The sequence below is a fragment of the Maridesulfovibrio sp. genome, assembly GCF_963677005.1.
In the GTDB taxonomy this organism is placed as follows: Bacteria; Desulfobacterota; Desulfovibrionia; order Desulfovibrionales; family Desulfovibrionaceae; genus Maridesulfovibrio.
The window spans coordinates 483,435-504,287 of sequence record NZ_OY781616.1 but is presented as its reverse complement, the minus strand read 5'-3'; the positions used below and the strand labels follow the sequence as shown (position 1 = coordinate 504,287).

Here is a 20,853-nt window from a genome sequence, read left to right as displayed (position 1 = left end):
GCCTACTCCTGCTCCGCTTCCGTGGAATCCCTGTCGGAAGAAACGGCTGCCTTGGCCGATGCGGTCCTGCCGCCGGGTTCAACCCAGGAAACCTCACGCTCTACACGGTTCAGGAACGCCCCGGCGAAATTGATCATTTCGGTTTCGATCCCGTTCAGAACTCCGAGGAAAAAGTTGTATGCGATTGTTGCGGGGATGGCCACGGCAAGACCTATGGCAGTTGCCACCAGCGCTTCGGATATCCCCGGAGCAACAGCGGCAAGAGCAGCCGACTTGGCCGAACCGATGGAATGAAATGAATGCATGATCCCCCAGACCGTACCGAACAGTCCGATAAAGGGAGCCCCGTTGGCACAGGTTGCAAGAAAGGAAAGCGAAGAGGAAAGCTTCTTCATTTCGGAACTTACTTTCTGGCGCAGGATACGCCTCAGTGTATCCTTGATCAGCCGGCGCTTGTGACTGGCGCTGACCGCCGACTTCTCCAGCACCTTGTACTCCTTCACAGCCGCGGAACCGATGCGGTTCAGCGGGGAAGCAGGAGTCTTGCTGATGGCAGTAAGTCCGGAAGAAAGGGAATCGGCGTCTTCCATGATGTCGTTACCCTTGAGGATGAGGGTTCTTGCCCTTCCGAGGGAAATTATTTTCCAGAAAATGATTGTCCAGCTCCACAATGACATGCACGCCAGCAGGCCGAGCACGCATTTCACCACTATCGTGGCTGATTCGAGCATGGCGAAAATTCCGCCCTGAGGTAAAAAATCCATACTGCACGCACCCTTGTTACAGTTTCCTCCGCTCAAAGGGAGGCTTTGAAAAACTTATCAACCCAGATTCTGCACTATCAACGGCAGAATCCGCTCCACCGACCCCTGAATAAAAATATCGCTGACCGAAGAATATGCCGACGGAGACTTGTTTATCTCTATTATCACCCCTCCGGCATCCTTTACCAGAGGAGGTATGAGGCTCGCAGGCACAACCTCTCCGGAAGTTCCGGCCACAATCACAAGGTCGGCCTCTTCGGCAATCTGAAAGGCTTCCCTGTGTGTATCGGAAGGAATAGTCTCACCGAAGAACACAAGATCGGGCCGAATAATCCCGGAACATCCGGGGCACCTTACCGGCAGCCCGCCGCCTTCAATTCCGGCCCGGTCAAAGGCCTGAAAACACTCCATGCAATAATAATCGCGGCAGTTACCGTGAAATTCGATTACTCTGGAAGACCCTGCCGTCTGATGCAATCCATCAATATTCTGAGTGATTACCGCTTTGAGATATCCTTCCCGTTCCATGCGGGCCAGAGCATCGTGAGCCGCATTCGGTCTGGCCCGGCTGATCATCCGATCCGTTTCAAGCAGAAATTTCCAGACCTTTTCCGGGTCTTTCTTCAGGGCGCGGATGGAAGCGACCTCTTCCGGGTCATACCGGGACCACAATCCACCGGGACTGCGGAAATCAGGTATTCCGCTGGCAACGGAAATTCCCGCGCCGGTCAGTGCTATGGCGCATCTTGCTCCGGCTATGCGACCGGCCGCGTCTTCTATCAGTTCCCGCTGCATACTTTCTGCTCTTCCCGGCCGACTCAGCGTTTCATTAACTCCTGAGCCAGTTGACGGGAGTTTTCTTCCGCCTGCCTGTATTCTTCAAGACTCAGGCCGGCTCCGAGAGCTATCCTGCGCCGCATATCCGACCCTACGAGATCTCCGGGAGCATGTGCGTCATTGTTGATTACAAGCTTTGCACCGTGTTTGCGGGCCAGCGCCGCCACATGTCCGTTTGTCAGGCTGTGGCCCTTGCGGGTGGTTATTTCAAGACAGACTCCGTACTCGGCGGCGAGCTTGACTTCCACTTCGGTAATGAGCCCCGGATGGGCAAGCACGTCTACCCGTGCTTCAATGGCCGCAAGGTTGGTTCCGTCAGCAACGGGCTCGACGATGGTTTCACCATGGCAGACCACGATTTCAGCCCCTGCCTTTCTGGCATAATCGGTCATTTCACCTATCAATCCCGGAGGGACGTGAGTAAGTTCCACTCCCGCAAACACATCAATATCGAAAAAATGCCCATGCTTCTTTGCAAACCTGTGAATATTTTCAAGAATTATATCCACATTACTCAAGTCGGCATGATCCGTCATAGCCAGAGCACGATACCCGGCAACACGAGCCCTCCTGGCCAGTTCGGCAGGAATCAACTCTCCGTCACTGAAAACCGTATGGGTATGAAAATCTATCACCTTGAACCTACATCTTGTATTTGTAATCTTCCGGAGAGAGCTCTTCCAGCTCATCATCCCATTTATTCTTAGCAATCTCGCCCGCATCCTTAGTTCCGGCAGCGTCCAGAACCTTCTGCGCTACCCGCACAGGACAATCGGCTCTCACCGCCAGCGCAATCGCATCCGAAGGACGGGCATCGATAGCCAGGGTTTCCTCATCCTTGAGCACAATGATCTCAGCGTAAAAAGTGCCCTTCTCTATGTCCACAATGTCCACAGAGATTACTTTTCCGCCAAAGGTGGCAATGGTACTCAGCAACAGATCATGAGTCATCGGCCGGGGAAAGGACATTTCGTTGAGCACCATGGAAATAGCCATTGCCTCCATTGCTCCTATCCAGATAGGCAGCACGGTACCGGTCGACTCGTCTTTGAGCACCAGCACCGGGGCCTCGGTATCGCTTTCTACAGCCAGACCATACACCTGCACCTCTACCATGGTTCCCCCAGTCTGCTCCCCACAAGGGAATGATTCTTCGATTCGGAAACCTTGACCCGAACCAGTTTTCCGGCAAGGTTGACGGCCTCGTCCATACCATCAAAATGCACGTTTACGACTCTCCCTCCGGGATCCTTGCCCCGCCAGGCAACGCCTCCGGCTTCCTGTCTTTTGCTGGTACGTTCCAGCAGAACAACCATCTCATTCCCAACAAGGGCCTCTAGACTTTTTCTAGTAATACGGTTTTGCCTTTCCTGCAAGCGAGCAAGTCTGTTTTGTGCCACTTGCTCGTCAACCTTGGGCTGCATCCTTACTGCTGCGACTCCGGGCCTGTCGGAATATTTAAAGGAAAAGCTGCTTTCGTAGCGCACCTGTTCCATAATATCCATGGTCTGCTCGAAATCTTCATCCGTTTCACCGGGGAATCCTACAATAATATCCGTGGTAAGAGCAATTTCAGGGCAGACTTCGCGCAGTCCGGCCACAATCCCCAGATATCTGGCCCGGTCATACTTACGGCCCATTTTTTTAAGAATGCGGTCGGAACCGGACTGAACCGGCAGGTGCAGATTCGGGCACAGATTGGGCAGTTCACCAAAGGCCCGGATAACTTCAGGCGCAATGTCCTTGGGGTGGGAAGTCGTGAACCGAATCCGTTCAAGACCTTTTATGGCAGATATCTCGTAAAGAAGCTGCGCAAAACTCAGGTCGGCCCCCTTCTTATCCAGCCCAAAGCTATTCACGTTCTGTCCAAGCAGGGTTATCTCGCGGATTCCGGCATCGACCAGAGAACGGCATTCATCTATGACAGCCGAGGAAGAACGGGACTTCTGACGGCCCCTTGTGTACGGAACGATGCAATAGGCGCAGAAGTTGTCGCACCCCTGCATGATGTTTACAAAAGCCTGTCCGGGGACTGTCCCGATTCCGTAGGGAACAAGATCGGTGTTTCCGGTAAACCCGCCCCCTTTTCGCTCGGGATATTCCGGAACAAAATCGGTCAAGACAAGACTCTTTTCATGGTCGACCGCAAGCTCTTCCAAGGCATCAGGCGCCTTGGAAATTCCATCACTGCCGAAAACAAGCCGAACATGGGGGAATTTCTCCATGAATCCTTTGCCGATCTGCTGGGCAACGCAACCGCCTATGGCTACAAACTCACCGGGATTTTTGCATAAAGGAGCCAGCCTTCCCAGCACACTGTAGACTTTCTGTTCCGGTTTTTCCCGCACGGAGCAGGTGTTGATAATAAATATATTTGCTTCAGATTCCTCGACAGCCCGCCACCCGCGGCTCTCCATGGCCCTTATGAGCCAGTCGGAATCATGAACGTTCATCTGACAACCAAATGTTAGTACCGTAAATTTCATACCCCGCACTTACTCCATATCCATCCGGCGGTAAACCCCGGCACACAACGGTTCGGGCGAATAATCAAAGAAAGGGGAAGCCCGCTTTTTCCGAAACCGGAAAGCAGCCTTCCCCCTCACTTACCGAGAACGTTATACAAAAAATCTAAATTGGTTTGCGCCCGTAATTCTCTTTGGAAATTTTCCACTTTCCGCCCACCCGCCGAAACTCGAATGTCGGGTTGAATTTGCCACGGTTTCTGTTGTCACGGTAATCCCAACTCACACGGGCCGTGCACTTGTCTCCGTCAACCGAAAAACTCGTAATCTTGAACAGCCGCAGCTTGAACGCCCCCTCAACCCAATACGTTGAACACCGCCCCAGATCATCGCTGAACTCGCTGAAGGGAACTTCCTTATCGGAATTGCAGGCAAAGGATGTGATCAACGCGTCCTTTGTGTACAGAGCCCTTATGGAATCAAAATTTCTGAGATTGTAGGCATCCTTGTACTCAAAGAGAAGATCCTTGATCTGGTCGCGCACGGTCTCTTCTGATGCTGAGGAAACAGAAGCTGCGGCTATTACCAGTGTAACGGTGAAAAGCAATACGAAAATTTTTCTCACGACAGAAACCCTTTGTTTTTTTAAGTTGAACACTCACCTTGAGATAGCCATAAAACAATTTTAAATAAAAATCAGCAGATGCCGTTCATCTTCCGCCATTTTCCAAGAGCCACCAAAACCTCTTCAAAAACCTGCTCGGGAGTCTTCGCGTCCGTGTCCACAATGCACTCCGCGTTGCGGTCTTCCTCGAATCGGACATCCACCCCCACAACCTCGCCGAGATCCTGAAATTTCTTTCCCGTGCGCTTCCGTTCAAGCGCCTTTTCATACAGTCCGGCCATCACCAGCCCCTGCTGCCTCCCGGCCTCGCGCTTCATTGCCGTCTTTACCGGACAGCGCAGATATACTTCGGCAAAAAATTCAATTTTTCCACGGGCATTATCGCGCCAGCACCGCCTGTGCGCAGTGGCGTCCAGCACTACGCAGCGACCGGATTCTATAACTGAAACAGCATCTTCCACAAAAAGACCGTAGGCCCTGTTACGTTCGTTTTCCGTATACCTCGGCTCGGAGATATAAAGCTTTCTGCGTTCGTCCATACTGAGCCGGACAACAGATATACTTTCAGCCTCCAATGCGGATACCAGCATGGCGGCAACAGTGCTCTTTCCGCATCCGGGCAGACCGGTAACCCAGACCGCCCAGTTCCTGTCAACGCATATACCGTTCGAACCTGGCATAATCGAACACCTCGTCCTCAAGCACGTTTTCAATAAATCTCAACAGGGACTCCCGAACCTTTACCGGATGATCCGGATACCAGACAGGAGAAGCTATAACCAACCCCCTGAACACAAAAAACGGCCCCATGACTTCGAGTATTTCACTGTCCCCGGTAAGCTCAAGATATTTTTCAAAAAGAGTCATGTATAATGTCCGGAAATGTTCTGAAACACCGCCATCATCGTAAAGACCGAACAGGATGTAATTGGCGGCCATGCAGCAGAGATCCCCTGCAGCCTCGCCCCATTCGCCCCTGCTGCGGTCAAGCACGCTGAAACCCTCCGGCCCGCCCACCAGAACATTCCAGGGATGAAAATCGCCGTGCACAGCGCACAACCTGCCGGTATAATGAGCGAGCTTCCAGCGCCAGTCGATGAGTCTCTTTTCCAGCCTGATAAACCGGTCCCGAGAAAAATATTCACTGGGATGGGCGTACGCCTCGTCCACAAGTCCCATTATACACTCGCTGGAACCTATCAGGTCCCTGATACGCCGCATATAAAGATGAGAATCATCTTTGCGGGTTCCGTGAATTTCCGCCAGCCATCCGGCAAGATTTCCGGCCATCTCGCGGTCACGGTCCTCGTAACCGCCCTTGCGGATGCGATCAAGATCGTGAAAATAGTCGTATCCTTCCAGCTTTTCATTCAGAATGAAAAACTCCCTGGGCCCGATCACAGGCCGCATGCTGCCGTCGGCCCCGACGTAACCGATTCCCATAGGCTTTACATGCCGGGAAAGGCTTGCCGAGGTCTCATACTGGAACATGAGTATGGCCGCCCTGTCCCAATAAAACTGATGCCCGTAGTTGTCCCCCTTCATGACTGAGATGACTGTTTCCCGTTCTTCTCCGCCCGCAACGAACCGGACAAGAAGCGGTTTGCCGTAACCGAACTTTTTCATCCCCTGCTTGTCCAGATAACCTAGATCACCGTAATCAACCAGTTCGGTTCCGTCTCCGAACGCCTCCTTCAGATAACTTTCAAGCATGTCGGCGGTAATTTCAATCATGATGCGAGTCCTCCGGGTCCAACCAGCTATGACAACAGATCTTTTATTCAAAATATCATTATCAGTTAAAACTCTACACCAGAAAAATATAAAAAGCACGCCGGGAATAATAAAATCAAAAAACGTGACACAACAGACTGATAAACAAAAAAGCGGCGGCTCTGAAAATTCAGAACCGCCGCCGGAATATAGTCGGATTAAAGCGTTTTGACTAAATCTTACCGAAATTTTCCTCATAACGGACCCAGAACTCTTCCTCGGTATAGGAATGTTCCTGAGTTCCGAGCTGTTCAACGCAGTAAACGGCGCTGACAGCCCCGACACGAGCGGATTCAGCAAGGGATTTGCCCATGCAGAGCCCTTTGATAAGTCCGGACCGGAAAGCATCTCCGGCTCCGGTGGGATCTTTGACTTCCTTGGCCTTTGCGGCGGGAACAGCGGTTTCGCCGTCCTTTTCCACAACCAGACAACCGTTTTCACCAAGGGTCACGATGATGGAATCGCAGATTTCCATAAGCTCATCACGGGTTTTGCCGGTGGACTTCATTATCATTTCAAGTTCGTAGTCGTTGGAAACAAGAATTTTGCATCCGCTGATCATGTCCAGAAGCTGCTCGCCACTGAAAGCCGGAATGTTCTGGCCGGGATCGTAGATGAAAGGAACGCCCTTTTCACGGTACACAGCGGGGAAATTTTGCATGTCATCAAGGTTACCGGGGGACACGATAGCCAGAGTGTCGTCTGCTTTGATATCCGAAAAATCGTAACCGCAGGAATATTTCATGGCTCCGGGGTTGAATCCGGTGATCTGGTTATCGGACTTATCGGTTGTTATGTATGCCCCGGCAGTAAACTCGCTGTCCACAGACTTTATCCCTTCGCGGGTAATGCCGTGTCCGTCCAGCCATTTTTCGTAACCCTCAAAGTCCTTCCCGGCGGTTCCGAGAATAACCGGGGCTTCATTCAGCATGGAAAGGGCGTAAGCGATGTTTCCGGCAGTGCCCCCAAACCTCTCGTCAAGTCCGTCCACCAGGAAGCAGACATTGAGCATATGAATTTTGTCAGGCAGGATATGATCGGCGAAGCTGCCGGGAAAACTCATGATTCTGTCATAGGCAAGTGAACCGGAAACCAGTATTTTCATCGAAGAAAACTCCTTGTCGTGCGAATTGATTAAGTATGAAATATGCCGCGCGGAACCGGCATGCCCGGTTTCCGCGCGGCTGAGAGTATGCTTTACAGGCAGACAAAGTCAACGAAGAAGCTGCACACTGAAAAACTACGTTGTACAGTTCCCGATCCATTCAAAAAACTGATCATTGCCCTTGTCGGCTTCAAAAGCAACGACACAGGGGCAATCATAGCTGTGAAGTTCTTTAACTGTTTCAGTCAGTTCCTCAACCTTTTCGGATACGGTTTTGGCAATCAGCACAACCTCGTCTGCCGTTTCCAGCTTCTCCTGCCAGAGATAAATAGACTCCATTCCGCCGAGGATATTCACACAGGCGGCAAGCCGTAACCGAACAAGTTCCCTGCCGATTCGCCGTGCTTCCTCAACGTCACCGGCAGTCATGTACACCATTGCCACGGACATTTTCTTCCCCTACTGACAGACCGGTCCTTCACCGGGCTTTGCTCCGGCCAGATAGCTGCTGATCAGGTCCAGTTCGGCATCGCTGACGGTCATGCCCATATCAGCCATGCGTTTGTTCGTTTTTTTCCATGCATCCAGATCCTTTCTGCCCAGCGACCGGCAGACCCGTTTCAGGCTGTGGCAGGCCCCGCATTTGGACATGACGAGCCCGGCGCCGTCATCCGCAACAGGTACGGAAATGTAAGCCCCGGAGAAAAGAAGAAGACCCACAACCAGAAGACCAAATACCATTTTCATTTCACTACCTCCGAAATAATTTCATACCTAGTACCGTATACATTAATTGACAATGCAGAAAACATCCATAAACATCTTGATGTTCAATATGCCCATTGTCAGTTATGTAAAGAAATGATAGCCACACACGCCGAGGTTGAGCATCGCTGCCGACCAAGACCCAAATAAAGACTCCATATGAAAAAAAATCCAGAGAAAAAAATACGGCAAAGGGCTGCGGAAATATACACCCGCCTGCTGGCCAGTTACCCCGACCCGGAACCGGCACTGGACTGGAATAATGCATGGGAACTGCTGGTCTCCACAGTGCTGGCCGCCCAGTGTACCGATGTTCGGGTAAACAAGGTTACTCCGGAACTTTTCCGCCGCTGGCCCGGCCCTGCAGAACTCAGTGTGGCCGCTATTGAAGAGATAGAGGAAGTCATCCGCTCGACCGGATTGTTCCGCAACAAGGCCAAGAATCTGAAAGCGGCAGCGGAGCTGGTGACCGAAGAATTCGGCGGGGAACTGCCCCGAACCATGAAGGAAATGACCAGACTGCCCGGAGTGGCCAGAAAAACGGCCAATATCGTCCTCTCCAACGCAATGGACGTGCATGAGGGCGTTGCGGTGGATACCCATGTTAAGCGTCTGTCCTTCCGCATGGGATTCACCACCAGCACCAACCCGAATGTGATCGAAAAAGACCTGATGCCGCTTTTCCCCCGTCAAAACTGGGGAATTGTAAACCACCTGCTGGTCCTTTACGGCCGGGATGTCTGCTCGGCAAGAAGCCCGAAATGCACTGCCTGCGATGTCGAGGACATCTGCCCCAAAAACGGAATAGAGAAAAAGAAATGAACGAAGAAAAAAAACGACCCGGAACATTCACCATACACGCCACCGACGGGAACGCCCGGTTGGGAACGCTTACTACCGCACACGGGGATATTCAGACCCCGGTATACATGCCGGTAGGCACACAGGGGGCGGTCAAGGCCGTGTCCCCGCGCGATCTGCGGGACATCGGTTCACAGATCATTCTGGGCAACACTTATCATCTCTATCTGCGCCCCGGTGATGACCTCATTGCCCGCCGGGGGGGGCTGCACAAATTTTCCACCTGGGACCGCCCCATCCTTACCGACAGCGGCGGATTTCAGGTCTTCAGCCTTGAATCCATCCGCAAAATTTCCGAGCAGGGTGTCGAGTTCCGGTCCTACATCGACGGATCAAAGCACTTTTTTTCACCGGAAAAGGTCATCTCCATCCAGAACAATATCGGTTCCGACATCATGATGGTTCTTGATGAATGCGTGGGCTACGGGCATGACCGGGATTACACGGCACGATCCCTCGAAATGACCACCCGCTGGGCTAAACGATGCCGTGACGCCTATCCGGTCGGTTCCGGAAATCAGCTCATGTTCGGGATTGTGCAGGGCGGTTTCCACAAGGACCTGCGCGAAGTAAGTCTGGAGCAGCTAGCCGAAATTCCGTTCGAAGGATACGCCATCGGCGGGCTCAGCGTGGGCGAACCCATACCGGATATGTACGACATACTAGGGCACATAGGACCGAAACTCCCCTTCGATAAACCGCGCTATCTCATGGGAGTGGGCACCCCGCTGGATATTCTCGAAGGCATAGCCAACGGGGTCGACATGTTCGACTGCGTGCTGCCGACCAGAAACGCCCGCAACGGCACCCTTTTCACAAGTCAGGGCAAGGTCAATATCAAACGCGCCGAATTCCGCGAGGACGACTCCCCGCTGGACCCGGAATGCGACTGCTATACCTGCCGCACGTTCAGCAAGGCATATCTGCGGCATCTTTACACGGCCAAGGAACTGCTTTCCTACCAGCTAAACTCCATCCACAACCTGCGCTTTTTCCTCCGGCTGACCGAACAGGCCCGGAAAGCCATCGCCAACGGGACTTTTTCCGATCTGAGGAAAAAATATGAAGCAGTGTATGAACCGGTAAGCAGATAGTAAGAGTAATATTAATTAATTTCTCATTTGATGCGCTTCGTGCTTTTGATAACTTGATTTCGCCGCTGGCGGCCAAAGGCCCATTAGCCCTTAGGCGAGAAGCGCGCTTCGAGTCTTAGGGATATGGAGAGCAGAGATGGATAATCCCCTTTGGAATCCCTAATAGTTTAACGTGCTGCTTCTTTTAATAAAAGTTTTGCAGAGCCAAGGCAATGACCATATCAAAAAACGACATTAACCGGCGTGTCCTGAGAACCGTACGCCGGGTTCTCACGGCCATAGGAGCTCTGTGCGTGGCCGGATTCGCGGCAGCAGTACTTCTGTTTTTTATGGCTCCGACTCTGCTGCAGCAGCAGGACAGACTTGAAAAGGCCGATGCCATAGTTGTTCTAGGCGGACAGTACTTCCGCCCAATATACGCGGCAGAGCTTTACAACAAGGGCTATGCCCCTCTTGTGCTGACCAGCAAGCCGGTAATGTTAAGCGAGACTAAGACTCTCCGGGAACTGGGCATACCGTTTCCATTTCAGTGGGAAGTTTTCAGGGATGTCCTGCTGAAAAAAGGGGTACCCGCAGACAGGATAGAATTTTTCGGCCACGGCAGCATCAGCACCATTGAAGAAGCTGAAGAATTGAAAAAGCATATTGGAACGCGGATAAAATCCATTATTCTGGTAACATCTCCGCTGCACACGGGCCGGGCCGGAATCATATTCCGGGAAGTACTGCCGCCGGACGTAAAAATTATTCTATCCGGTACGCCGTACGAGAAAGTTCCTGAAAAATGGTGGACGGATTTCCGCACCGCCCCCTTCGTCGTGATGGAAGTGCTGAAAACAGTCTACTATGAACTTGGCGGAGCTTTCAGAAGATCGGATCAGCCTACAGAAAATATTTAACCGAATTTATTCCGCATGCTCTTCCGACGCAACTGAGCCGGAAACAGTCCTGCCCATGTCCTGCGCATAATCCAGCAGGCTCATGTCCAGACCGCTGTCGCGGATAAGGGCCTTTAGTTCGTTGAATTTTTGCGTCACGAACCGCATATAGGCATTATCCACCACAGAACTTGCCCCTTTCCCGCTACCAGAAAGGATTCCCATGACCATCAACACCGAGACATGCCTCGGCGATATGGCAAAGCAGTAGATATCCTCTCCTTCACCTTCGGCATGGGCGAGGACCCCGCCCTCCACGAATCTGTCCAGAAGCGGAGTTATGAAACTGACCGGTACGCCGATCTCTGCGGCGATCTCTTCAGGATTATACGGAGGTTCGGCCCGATCGAATCGAAGTGCCATGAAACTCAACGCCAGCAGGGAAAACTTCTGCATGTCCTCAATGCCAGCATCCGGCATAAAACGCTGCTGGCGGTATAACATCACGTTCTGGACCGCATAGCTTATCTCCGATCCCAGCAGAACAATTATCCAACTGCAATATAGCCAGAGAAGAAACAGAGGTAACTGAGCAAAACTACCGTAAATGGCATTGTACTTGGAAACCCCGATCTGCCAGTTTATGTAGGCCCACTGGGCCATGTGCCAGATAGTTCCGGACACCACTCCGCCCGCAAATGCACTGCCGACCCGCACCCGGGTATTGGGCATGAAAGCGTAAATGAAGGTAAAAGCCAGCCAGATAAGAGCCATGGGCGCCAGCTTCATCAGAAAGGTCTCAAGTTCCGACACCCCGTAAAAATCTTCCAGCGAATGGAGCAATGTCTGACGGCGTATGGAGATACTGACACTTGTAGCGACAATTACCGCTACCGGGCAGATAAAAATGACGGAAAAAAAATCAGTAAATTTGCGCCAGAAAGTACGCCCGTGACTGACCTTCCAGATTACGTTGAACGCCTTCTCTATTGTCCCCACTGTGGACAGTACGGTGAACAGAAGCGTTCCGATACCAACCCATCCCAGAGTCTGAACATTTGTATTGTCCACATATTCGAGAATCTTTGTGACCACATCCTCACGTCCGGCCGAAATCTTCAGCAGCATGTCGTGAATGAACTGGGAATCCTGGAATCCCATCCCTTTCATAAGAGAAAAGGCCACGGCCACAAACGGGACGATTGACAGCATGGTTGTGAAGGTCAGCGCGGAGGCCCGGATGATGCATTGATCATTAAGAAAGCCGATGACGACAAGATAGGATACGCGGGCAAGGGTATAAAGCCAGCGGACCGGCCCGCTGACCTGTCTGGAGCTCCAGTCCCAAATATCGTGCAGGAAGAAATCCGCAATCCTGCCGCCCAATTTCCCTCCGGTCATAACATTCCTCCTCGCCGCAACACGCACCCCTGCGCTTATGAATCACGGTGATATTTTTATGGAACGTATCAGAAAATCAGGTCCTTGAAAAACATAAAAGACTGCTCCGGCAATCCAAGCACGTCATTTAAAACATCTGTCCAGCGCTCCAGTCCCTTTACCTGCACTCTGGGGTCACTGAGCCGTCCGGTTACGGTTACATTCACGCCGGTCAAGGCATCAAGCAGGGCGTTGACAATTTTCAGGTACAGGTTGGGCAGTTTTACAATATCGGCATCCACACGCAGGTTTATGGAATCCTTGGGAAAGCTGAACCCTCCATTGGCCGTTGCGGTCAGGTAATTGGTCTTCAGCAGATAGTCCTCGACCTTGAAATCACCTTTGCTGCCCCGGACAGTTCCCTGCATCAGCGAAAAGGCCGTCGGGGTGGCTGGTTTGCCTGCCCTCTTTTCCTTTGCTGCCATGGATTCGAACAGGTAAGAGCCGTTCGTTATCTTGAAAGCCAGACTCCCGGTCATGGAATTGGTGAAATAAGTGTTGGCCGAGGAACTGCCCTTCAACTTGAGCGAGGCATCGGTTTTGCCGTTGACGCAATCACGCCCTATGTAATCCGCGAAAAAGAGTCCGGCTTCAAAACCGCGTCCCTCAAAATCGGAATCAAGGCTGACTGTTCCGTTACGGAGGCCCAAAGCCAGTTTTCCGGCAAGATTTCCCTTATGGAAATCTGCCTTGATATTGTGGATATCGATGACCGATTTCTGCATATCGACATCTGCGGAAATCCTGCTGCCGCCGAAATCGAAAATACGGAAATAGTTGCACTCCACCTTGCCGGAGGCATTGATAGCCCCCAGAAAGGAATCCGGAAATTCCCATTCCGGCAGTTTGACCTCGAACTCATTACCGCTTTGCGCCTTGTCCTTTTCGTCCTCTTCAGGCGGCAGAAAACGATCAACATCCACATTGTCACCGGTTACTATAAAATTAATGCTCGGATTATTGAAATCCACTAGTTCGAAAGTCCCGGCTGCAGTAGCGTTATCCAGCCTGCATCTGTTTACACGCAGATTGAGATTCTCCCCGTTAAGCTGAAAAATCGTGTCCAGTTCAACCGAATCAAAGGCATCCGGGTCCTGCGTCTTCGGTTTGGCGATACCGAACAGATCGAAAATTTCAGAACAATCTGTATTGCCTAACTTCAACCGTCCGGTAGCAAAAGCCGTCTCTGTTCCAAGCCGTTTGGCGTCAAGGTCGCCATGCACATCAACTGCCCCGCTTTTTATGGAAAAACGGTTCAGTTTAAGGTCATGGTTGCGTAACTTTCCGCCCCCGGAAAGAGCGAGTTTCACTCCTTTTTTGACCACAGGCAGACCGGAACCTTCCACCGAGAGGTCCAGAGTGCTGTTGCGCAGGGCGGCCATATCAGGATGAAAACGCTCACATAAAATGTCGCCGGAAAAACTCCCTGCGAGTTTTAAATCAGGCTTCAGCAATCCTGCGGACAAGGCAATTTCCAGCCTGCGGCCGACCATTCCTTCCGGGGGAACTGTCGGCAAGGGTGTTCCATCAATATCCAGCTTCAGTTCTTTTACATGAAAATGTCGGTATTCCCGCGGGATATCCTTGTTTCCCAGACTTGCGGCCGCCCCGTCTGCCCTCAGTTCCATGCGGAAACGAAGATTGCGGAACAACTCCACAAGAGTCTTGCCGTGCGAAGACATGTTCTTGAGTTTTAGCCCGGCCTTTCCGGAGCGGAACTTAATGACATCGCTACGGACCGGAATACGGGAAAGAGTGAAAGGAGAAACCTCTCCCGCACCGGAAAGGTAGAGGGTATCCTTCTTCCGGCTTCCATCGAACGTAAGATCAGCCCGCAGGGAAAAATCACCGTCAAGGTACGAACCCTTTCCAATACTCAGGCCGGCCACCTTCGGACCCGGAGAAATTGCCAGACGCGTGGTTTCCAGACGCATTCCATCATATGCAAGATACCCGACCTCAAGTCTGCCTCTGCATGGAATCCTGTGCACAAGATCGGCGATAACCGTTTCCCGCAGTTCCCGCCGCAATTTACCATCTTGCGCGGGCGGAGTTCCGCTACCGTTCTTCCTGGACTTTGCACTCCCGGCTGATTTACTGCGCTTGAAAATCCGCGCATAAGGATCGAGCACAATTTTATCTGCGTAGACATTGAATTCCACCCAGGGACTGCTGTAATCCTTGAGCGAAAAGTCTCCCTGAACAGTGGTGTCATCAACCTTCAGAACCATATTTTTCAGAATGGTCCTTTCCAGATTTGAATCAAAATCGACTGAAAAAGAGGCGGAATTGAGAATATCTTTGAACTTCGAAGGAATCGGTTCCGGGGTGAAGCGGGAGAAAACCGATTTGGGATCAAACCTTGTCGAGCGCAGGCTTCCCCTGAATTCCGGAGCATGATAAATATTTCCGCACGTTGCCTCCCCGGAAAGAAGTACCCCCGCGGCCTGAACCACTATTCCCCGCAGATCGACTTTTCCATCCACAAGATTGAAATCAAGATTGGTTATGGCCTGAACGGATTCTCCACTACCGAGAAGCTCGTCACTTTCGGCAATGAGCGCAAGAGTTGTTTCAGAAAGGGATATGGTGCGTTCGGACCGGGAAAAATCAAGAAGTCCCTTGAATTCAGCCTTTGCGCGAAGATTGAACAGATCTGTCTCAAGCATGGCGCCTACATCAAAGGCAAGCGGGGTATCCTTGCGCAGCAGTCCGGTGCGGATATTGATCCCGGAAACATTGAAGAAATTTCCTGTTGCTACGTCCGTGTATGTGCATGTGGCGTTGCTTACAACAATACCGCGCACGGTAATTGAGCGAAAAAAAAGTCCGTCTGAATCTTCTGAGGTTGCGTTTTCAACTCTCCCCATGGCCGGAAAATCCAATTTCCCATCCCGGCCCCTGTCCATCCTGAATACCGGAGAATCAACTACTATTGTATCGACTTCAAGCTCCCCGTGCAGAAGGGGAAGAAGACGGACCTTGAAGTCTATGCTTCTTACCGAAAGCTGGTGCTCATAATCCGCACCGGGAGCAGCGGCAATAGAAACCGGCCCTGTTTCCAGCCCCAGCCAGGGATAGAAAATCAGGTCCAGATTCTTTTCAAAAACAACCTCACGCCCCAGCTTCTCCCCTAGAAAACTTTCCAGTTCGTGTCGGGGGCCGTCCGATTCAAGATAATATACTCCCCCCAGAATCGCCGCCAGAACGCAGAGATCAAAGAGGATGAAAATTATCCAAAAAAGTTGCTTTACTCTCAACAGCACCGCTGGCACCAGTTTTTAAAATTAATCCGCACCGGCCAACAGTCCGCGATCAAAACACGGCCTGATGACGATAAGTGAGAAGTATCGCCGGAATCACCCAAATTAACAACAATTAATCTTCCCGGCAGAAAAGGGACGTTTTCATCGGGTACCCCGTGATTCCGGCCACGACCGGACATTTGACCTTGAAGGCGTAAAAGACTCCGGCCCTGTTGCCCCAAAGCGCTTCGAAATTGCCCTGCCCCTTGCTGAGGATAACCGGTGCGTCGTCAAGTCTTGTCCTAAACTCCGAACTGCACCTCTCAAGCACGGTACCGGGAGTATCAACGCCGGACGGAATAACTTCACAGACACCGGTCATGCCCACAATTTTTGCATCCTCCATCGTGGCGTCATTTAGAATATTGCTCCCTCGCACCGCGTAAGTGATGTTTATTCCCTCATCCGCAAGCAACCCGGTCAGAATTGTATCCAGCCCTATTTCCCCGGCATTGTCACCCAGAACAAGCAGCTCTCCTTCCTTTCTGGTCTTTTCCAGAAAAACGGAAAACAATTCCCGGTCCAATCCCTTTTCAAGGCTGTCCAGTTCCGACTCCCAATCATACTTACCCATTACCGAACAGTCCATGTAATTACCGATAATGGATACACCCATGGCTGCCAGCAAAGGATCGTCACTGGATAGAACCCTTTCCCGAACCTGCGGCAGCAGCTCCAGAACACGGCTGTTGGCCTGTTCCTTCTGCTCCCTGAAAATATCTATCCCTTCCATGTATCCGGAAGTCTCCCGAAACAGACGGCCCGCCAGTGAAGGCGGAGACTCTTCCAGATCGGCGTTTGCAAACCCGGCCGCCCAATGCCGCATAACGGCCTCATGAATATCCTCTCTTCCGGGGCAGGCTGCCCTGATCCCGGAAAGAGCCATAGTCAAAAAACATGGAAGGCAATCCAGACTGGTCTTCATATATTCACCTTTACTCAGCCCGAAACAGCGGGCTAATTTTACGCCCACTTTTATAAAACCGGGCTAATTGTTAGTCGTTTTAATTATTTCTCGGCATTAACACAACTACTCAACACACTATAATCATTTGTTTTTCACAAAAGGCACGACAGTTGCTCACTAGGAGATAGCAATAACCAAAAAAAAGGAGCAAAATCAATGCCCATGATGAACAGAAATCAGAGCCGCTCCGACAGGCCGGGTCTTGGACTTGGTCCCTGCGGAGCAGGACAGGCCAGAGGCAGAATGGCAAAAGGTTCGGCAATGAAGGGCCGTGCCATGAGATGCGGAAACGGACGTTCAAACGGAGCCTGGTTCGGTCGCGGCATCGGAAGAGGAAACGGCATGTGCCGGTTCTCCGGGATGAATGCACCGGTAGACGAACGCTACGAAACTTCCCTTGAAAAACGCATCATAGAACTGGAAGACGAAAACAGAAAACTCCGGGCCATGTCAGCTGAACGCTAGAACAGACAACAGCCTCCGGCATACCTGCCGGAGGCAATTTAATCTCGTGGTTCTGCCTGATTCCCTAAAGATATTCCGGGGTACAGCTGACACCGGCTTCAAAAAACCTGCATGGAAATCCAGGCAGGAATAAAAACAAAAACGCAAAGCACAACAATTCCAGCCCCGCAGGGCCACCGGAAAAGAGATATAGAAACAAAGGACAGATTAGATGAAAATTGCGATAGCCAGCGGCAAGGGGGGGACCGGTAAAACCACGGTTGCGGTCAACTTTGCAGCTTACCTTGATTCATTGGGAGTCGGCGTCAGTTTCACGGACTGTGATGTGGAAGAACCGAACGCCCATTTTTTTCTCAACCCGGATCTGAGTGCCGAAAAGGAAGAATACCTGCCGGTACCGAAAATAGACGAAGATAAATGTATCGGAGAATCGTGCCGCAAATGCATTGAGCTTTGCAGATTCAAATCGCTCATCTGGATGGTGGACGCGGTACTAAGCTTTTCGGAACTGTGCCACGGATGCGGCCTGTGCGAACTGGCCTGTCCTGCCGATGCCATCGGAGAGGGACAGAGGATGATCGGGACAACAGCAACAGGCAAGGCCGGCAATATAGATTTTACCCGTGGTCTGCTGCGCATCGGTGAAGCCATGTCTCCACCGCTCATCAAGGCGGTCAAGAAAATGTCTCCCCCGGCGGAAGTGAACATTCTGGATTGTCCTCCGGGCACCTCCTGCCCGGTGGTTGAATCGATTGAGGGTGCTGATTTCGTTGTCCTTGTAACCGAACCGACCCCGTTCGGACTTCATGATCTGGACCTCGCCGTCAAGCTGATGCAGACGCTGGACAAAAAATGCGGAGTAATTATCAACCGCTCCGGAATGGGCGATGACCGGGTGGAAACCTACCTGAAAGATAAGGACGTCCCGCTTCTGGGGGCCCTGCCCCACAGCCGCGAGGCAGCGTCCAAATACTCCGAAGGAGGGCTTCTTTACGAAACCATCCCCGGATTCAAGGAAATTTTCGCGGATATCTGGAAGGCCGTCCAAACACAGGTCAGCGGGGCATAACGGAATGAAACAGTTAGTAGTAATCAGCGGCAAGGGCGGAACAGGTAAAACCAGTGTAGTTGCGGGTCTTGCAGCCATCGGGCCGAAAAAAGTGCTCGCGGACTGCGATGTGGACGCGGCTGACCTGCACCTTATCCTTTCCCCGGAAATTATTGATACCCACGACTTTGTCAGCGGGGAAAGACCCTCTATAGACCCGGAAATATGCACTCAGTGCGGTCTCTGCGCTGAGCATTGCAGATTTGACGCGATTTCCGACGATTTCAAGGTCCTGCCGGAAAAATGTGAAGGATGCGGGGTTTGCTCCTATGTATGCCCTTCAGGCGCTGTAAACGTACAGCCGCGTAACTGCGGACAATGGTTCAAATCATCGACAAGGTTCGGAACAATGATCCACGCCGCCCTCGGCATCGGTGAAGAAAATTCCGGCAAACTGGTAACCACCGTGCGCAACGCCTCCGCGGAAGCGGCGGAACAGGATGGAGCCGAACTGGTTCTGGTAGACGGTTCGCCGGGAGTCGGATGCCCGGTAATAGCATCGCTGACCAATGCGGACCTGGCTGTCTTCGTGGCTGAACCGACAATATCAGCAGTGCATGACCTCAAACGAGTCCACAAGCTCACGGAACACTTCAAAATTCCGTCCATGGCGATTATCAACAAGTGCGGAATAAACTCGGCACAGGAAAATGAAATCAGATCTTTCTGTGCGGAGAAAAACATTCTGCTGGCCGGCGAACTTCCTTATGACACCATCTTCACCAAAGCCCAGCTTGAAGGTCTCTCGGTGATGGAATATGACCCGGAAGGAATGGGCAAAAATTTTCAGGCAATATGGGCAAAAATGGAAAAAAATCTTTAGGAGAATCATATGTCCAAGGAAAAAATTCTTATCATCGGCTGCAAACGCACCATGGATGACACCTGTATCGGATGCTCCCGCTGCATGGTCGGTTTCAACCGCCGTGCAGGTGAATTTGAACGTTATGACAAGGACGCGGAATTGATGGGTGTAATGGGCTGCGGAGACTGTCCGGGCATGGCTATCGTCCCGCGCATGGCCCTTATGAAACTCTGGAACTCCAAGCTCGGAGAAACACCCACCAAAGTTCATATTGCGCCCTGCGTGGCGATACACTGTCCCTACAAGGAAACCCTGATCAAAAAGATCAAGGCCAAGGCTGGCTGTGAAGTAATAGAAGGCACCCACCCGTTCCAGCCTGAAAACATTTTCGCGGAATAGCCTTATGCCCATCTACGAATACAAATGCCTTGAGTGCGGCAATATCTACGAAGAAATAAGCAGCCCTGAAGCAACGTCTGCGGCCTGTCCTTCGTGCGGTTCAAACTCCGTGGAAAAACTCATGTCGTCAACATCATCGCTGACAGGAAAAGACACCCCGAACGTCCCCGATGCAAGGGGAACGGGCTGTTGCGGAGCAAATCCGTCGGCAAAAGGATGTGTTCCCGGTTCATGCTGCGGGAAAGCATAATCCCGGCTGTACAGACTTTACCTTGATGAACCTGTTTCAAATCAAAACGGCATGCCCTATAAGGACATGCCGTTTTGATTTTTAAAAATATTCCAACCGCTAAAAGATTGCTCAGCTACCACTGAACCATTCTTCCGTTAATCCGACAATGCAGATTCCGTGTTTGTCGGCAAACTCGACGGCCTTGTCCAGATCGAAAAAAAGGCTTTTCCCGGCTTCTACTCCCAGACAGGTCGCCCCAAGTTCGTGCATGCCCTGAACGGTCTTGAGACCGATTGAAGGCATATCGACCCTGTCCTCCTGTCCCGGCTTGAACACCTTCACGATGCAACAGCCTTTGCCGCCAAGCTCGCATCCCCGGCGTATGGCCGCGTCAGTCCCTTCAATAGCTTCAACAGCGGTGATTACACCTTCACGCAGGACGACACACTGCCCAATGTCCAGCCGCCCAAGTTCCTTGGCAGTTTTCCAGCCTGTTGCGAGATCGGCCTGCTCGGTTTCGCTGGGTTTCCGCCCACTGAGCAGACCGGCAGGAGTCAGCAACTGCGGTGCAAAAGAATGAGGCCCGACAACCTCCATCCCTTCGGATTCAAACTCGCGGGTCACAGCCCGCAAAAGCACATCGTCACCCTTTGTGGCCAGTTTGAACAAGAGTTTTGCCGCCCTGAAATCAGGACGAATATCCAAGGCCTTGGGTTTGTTGATTGTCCCGGCCATAACCACTTTGGTCACGCCGTTAGTCTTGAAAAAAGAGATAAGTTTGGAAAGCTGCCCAAGCTTCAGTTCAACAGAAGCATCGGCCAATGCGCAAACATCAGGATTGGAATGGCCCTTAAAAAAAACAGCCACAACACGGTGACCCTGTGCTGCGGCTCCCTTGAGAACAAGGAGGGGGAATTGCCCCCCCCCTGCTATAAGTCCGATAACTTCATTATTTCCGCTCATAT

General features: G+C 51.7%; 23 protein-coding genes. 8 read left to right on the top strand and 15 right to left on the bottom strand.

What is annotated here, in order from left to right:
• Positions 1–2: 2 nt before the first annotated feature.
• The 11 genes from ACKU4E_RS02315 to ACKU4E_RS02265 all read right to left on the bottom strand — a co-directional run bounded on the left by ACKU4E_RS02315 (position 3) and on the right by ACKU4E_RS02265 (position 8,316).
• The gene (locus tag ACKU4E_RS02315) at positions 3–764 is read right to left on the bottom strand and encodes a MotA/TolQ/ExbB proton channel family protein (protein WP_320169475.1); all 762 of its coding nucleotides are present in this window, start codon (positions 762–764) and stop codon (positions 3–5) included.
• A gap of 57 nt (positions 765–821) precedes the next feature.
• Positions 822–1,559 carry an NAD-dependent deacylase gene (locus ACKU4E_RS02310; protein WP_320169474.1) on the bottom strand — a complete coding sequence of 246 codons (738 nt, stop codon included), beginning with the start codon at positions 1,557–1,559 and terminating at the stop codon, positions 822–824.
• Between the two features lie 23 nt (positions 1,560–1,582).
• The gene (locus tag ACKU4E_RS02305; RefSeq protein WP_320169473.1) at positions 1,583–2,236 is read right to left on the bottom strand and encodes a histidinol phosphate phosphatase domain-containing protein; all 654 of its coding nucleotides are present in this window, start codon (positions 2,234–2,236) and stop codon (positions 1,583–1,585) included.
• 7 nt (positions 2,237–2,243) lie between these two features.
• Entirely contained in the window at positions 2,244–2,717 is a 474-nt protein-coding gene (locus tag ACKU4E_RS02300; RefSeq protein ID WP_320169472.1) for a bifunctional nuclease family protein, read from the bottom strand.
• Positions 2,711–4,087 carry a tRNA (N6-isopentenyl adenosine(37)-C2)-methylthiotransferase MiaB gene (gene miaB, locus ACKU4E_RS02295; RefSeq protein WP_320169471.1) on the bottom strand — a complete coding sequence of 459 codons (1,377 nt, stop codon included), beginning with the start codon at positions 4,085–4,087 and terminating at the stop codon, positions 2,711–2,713. The genes ACKU4E_RS02300 and miaB overlap by 7 nt, the downstream gene beginning before the upstream one ends.
• Positions 4,088–4,232: 145 nt before the next feature.
• Complete coding sequence (locus tag ACKU4E_RS02290; protein ID WP_320169470.1) at positions 4,233–4,691, bottom strand: nuclear transport factor 2 family protein; 459 nt, start codon at positions 4,689–4,691, stop codon at positions 4,233–4,235.
• A 71-nt stretch (positions 4,692–4,762) separates the two neighbouring features.
• Positions 4,763–5,371 (bottom strand): adenylyl-sulfate kinase, encoded by a 609-nt coding sequence (locus tag ACKU4E_RS02285; protein ID WP_320169469.1) that lies wholly within the window; start codon positions 5,369–5,371, stop codon positions 4,763–4,765.
• Positions 5,343–6,425 carry an aminoglycoside phosphotransferase family protein gene (locus ACKU4E_RS02280; protein WP_320169468.1) on the bottom strand — a complete coding sequence of 361 codons (1,083 nt, stop codon included), beginning with the start codon at positions 6,423–6,425 and terminating at the stop codon, positions 5,343–5,345. The genes ACKU4E_RS02285 and ACKU4E_RS02280 overlap by 29 nt, the downstream gene beginning before the upstream one ends.
• Before the next feature lie 211 nt (positions 6,426–6,636).
• Positions 6,637–7,569, bottom strand: coding sequence for a carbohydrate kinase family protein (locus tag ACKU4E_RS02275; RefSeq protein ID WP_320169467.1), 933 nt, complete (start codon positions 7,567–7,569; stop codon positions 6,637–6,639).
• A 135-nt stretch (positions 7,570–7,704) separates the two neighbouring features.
• A complete protein-coding gene (gene cutA / locus ACKU4E_RS02270; protein WP_320169466.1) occupies positions 7,705–8,019 on the bottom strand; it encodes a divalent-cation tolerance protein CutA in 315 nt (104 codons plus the stop codon).
• A gap of 9 nt (positions 8,020–8,028) precedes the next feature.
• Positions 8,029–8,316, bottom strand: a complete 288-nt coding sequence (locus ACKU4E_RS02265) for a hypothetical protein (protein WP_320169465.1) — start codon at positions 8,314–8,316, stop codon at positions 8,029–8,031.
• Positions 8,317–8,493: 177 nt separating this feature from the next.
• Here ACKU4E_RS02265 and nth point away from each other — a divergent pair, with 177 nt between their 5' ends.
• The 3 genes from nth to ACKU4E_RS02250 all read left to right on the top strand — a co-directional run bounded on the left by nth (position 8,494) and on the right by ACKU4E_RS02250 (position 11,188).
• Complete coding sequence (gene nth, locus ACKU4E_RS02260) at positions 8,494–9,156, top strand: endonuclease III (RefSeq protein ID WP_320169464.1); 663 nt, start codon at positions 8,494–8,496, stop codon at positions 9,154–9,156.
• Positions 9,153–10,289 (top strand): tRNA guanosine(34) transglycosylase Tgt, encoded by a 1,137-nt coding sequence (tgt, locus tag ACKU4E_RS02255; protein ID WP_320169463.1) that lies wholly within the window; start codon positions 9,153–9,155, stop codon positions 10,287–10,289. The genes nth and tgt overlap by 4 nt, the downstream gene beginning before the upstream one ends.
• 212 nt (positions 10,290–10,501) lie before the next feature.
• Positions 10,502–11,188, top strand: a complete 687-nt coding sequence (locus ACKU4E_RS02250) for a YdcF family protein (protein WP_320169462.1) — start codon at positions 10,502–10,504, stop codon at positions 11,186–11,188.
• 6 nt (positions 11,189–11,194) lie between these two features.
• Here ACKU4E_RS02250 and ACKU4E_RS02245 read toward each other — a convergent pair whose 3' ends face one another.
• The 3 genes from ACKU4E_RS02245 to ACKU4E_RS02235 all read right to left on the bottom strand — a co-directional run bounded on the left by ACKU4E_RS02245 (position 11,195) and on the right by ACKU4E_RS02235 (position 16,837).
• The gene (locus ACKU4E_RS02245) at positions 11,195–12,568 is read right to left on the bottom strand and encodes a YihY/virulence factor BrkB family protein (protein ID WP_320169461.1); all 1,374 of its coding nucleotides are present in this window, start codon (positions 12,566–12,568) and stop codon (positions 11,195–11,197) included.
• 68 nt (positions 12,569–12,636) lie between these two features.
• Positions 12,637–15,873, bottom strand: a complete 3,237-nt coding sequence (locus ACKU4E_RS02240; protein ID WP_320169460.1) for an AsmA family protein — start codon at positions 15,871–15,873, stop codon at positions 12,637–12,639.
• Between the two features lie 112 nt (positions 15,874–15,985).
• The gene (locus ACKU4E_RS02235) at positions 15,986–16,837 is read right to left on the bottom strand and encodes an ARMT1-like domain-containing protein (protein WP_320169459.1); all 852 of its coding nucleotides are present in this window, start codon (positions 16,835–16,837) and stop codon (positions 15,986–15,988) included.
• A 198-nt stretch (positions 16,838–17,035) separates the two neighbouring features.
• Here ACKU4E_RS02235 and ACKU4E_RS02230 point away from each other — a divergent pair, with 198 nt between their 5' ends.
• The 5 genes from ACKU4E_RS02230 to ACKU4E_RS02210 all read left to right on the top strand — a co-directional run bounded on the left by ACKU4E_RS02230 (position 17,036) and on the right by ACKU4E_RS02210 (position 19,906).
• Complete coding sequence (locus tag ACKU4E_RS02230) at positions 17,036–17,344, top strand: hypothetical protein (RefSeq protein WP_320169458.1); 309 nt, start codon at positions 17,036–17,038, stop codon at positions 17,342–17,344.
• Positions 17,345–17,555: 211 nt separating this feature from the next.
• Positions 17,556–18,413 carry an ATP-binding protein gene (locus tag ACKU4E_RS02225; RefSeq protein ID WP_320169457.1) on the top strand — a complete coding sequence of 286 codons (858 nt, stop codon included), beginning with the start codon at positions 17,556–17,558 and terminating at the stop codon, positions 18,411–18,413.
• A 4-nt stretch (positions 18,414–18,417) separates the two neighbouring features.
• On the top strand, positions 18,418–19,275 hold the full coding sequence (locus ACKU4E_RS02220) for a 4Fe-4S binding protein (protein ID WP_320169456.1): 858 nt from the start codon (positions 18,418–18,420) through the stop codon (positions 19,273–19,275).
• A gap of 9 nt (positions 19,276–19,284) precedes the next feature.
• A complete protein-coding gene (locus ACKU4E_RS02215) occupies positions 19,285–19,656 on the top strand; it encodes a CGGC domain-containing protein (RefSeq protein WP_320169455.1) in 372 nt (123 codons plus the stop codon).
• Between the two features lie 4 nt (positions 19,657–19,660).
• Entirely contained in the window at positions 19,661–19,906 is a 246-nt protein-coding gene (locus ACKU4E_RS02210) for a zinc ribbon domain-containing protein (RefSeq protein WP_320169454.1), read from the top strand.
• 111 nt (positions 19,907–20,017) lie between these two features.
• Here ACKU4E_RS02210 and ACKU4E_RS02205 read toward each other — a convergent pair whose 3' ends face one another.
• The gene (locus ACKU4E_RS02205; RefSeq protein ID WP_320169453.1) at positions 20,018–20,851 is read right to left on the bottom strand and encodes a UDP-2,3-diacylglucosamine diphosphatase LpxI domain-containing protein; all 834 of its coding nucleotides are present in this window, start codon (positions 20,849–20,851) and stop codon (positions 20,018–20,020) included.
• Positions 20,852–20,853 lie beyond the last annotated feature (2 nt).